This is a genomic window from Lysinibacillus zambalensis, from assembly GCF_040183165.1.
Classification (GTDB): Bacteria; Bacillota; Bacilli; order Bacillales_A; family Planococcaceae; genus Lysinibacillus; species Lysinibacillus zambalensis.
Map to the genome: position 1 here is coordinate 1 of NZ_JBEGDG010000099.1, position 492 is coordinate 492.

At 54.9% G+C, this 492-nt stretch carries 1 protein-coding gene; it reads left to right on the forward strand.

What is annotated here, in order from left to right:
- The coding region (locus ABNX05_RS26215) for a hypothetical protein (protein ID WP_349662356.1) at window positions 1–287 on the forward strand (287 nt) is incomplete at its 5' end.
- Window positions 288–492 lie beyond the last annotated feature (205 nt).

Consider the following 492-nt stretch of genomic DNA (forward strand, 5'->3'; position numbering starts at 1 on the left):
CTGGCGCTACTGGCGCTACTGGCGCTACTGGGGCTACTGGCGCTACTGGTGTTACTGGTGTTACTGGTGTTACTGGCGCTACTGGCGCTACTGGCGATACTGGCGCTACTGGCGCTACTGGTGTTACTGGCGCTACTGGCGCTACTGGCGGTACTGGAGATACTGGCGCTACTGGCGCTACTGGAGATACTGGAGATACTGGCGCTACTGGCGCTACTGGGGGTACTGGGGGTAGGGGTGGGACGGAACGCAGCTCCACGTTGCTTGGACAACCGATCCCCACGTGAATGTATATGTCGCTTATATTTTGATCAATTATGCCTCGGCATAATTGCGTCCGGACTCGGCTTTGTGCTTAGGCCTGCGTGAAGGCCGACACGATGTCGGTCATTTCGGTAATGCCACAGGACAAGTCCCTTTTACCGATGTAGGTCAGTTAGTAGTTATCGCATGAATGCGATGGTTTTAGGCTAACATCCCCTAAGCACTCTT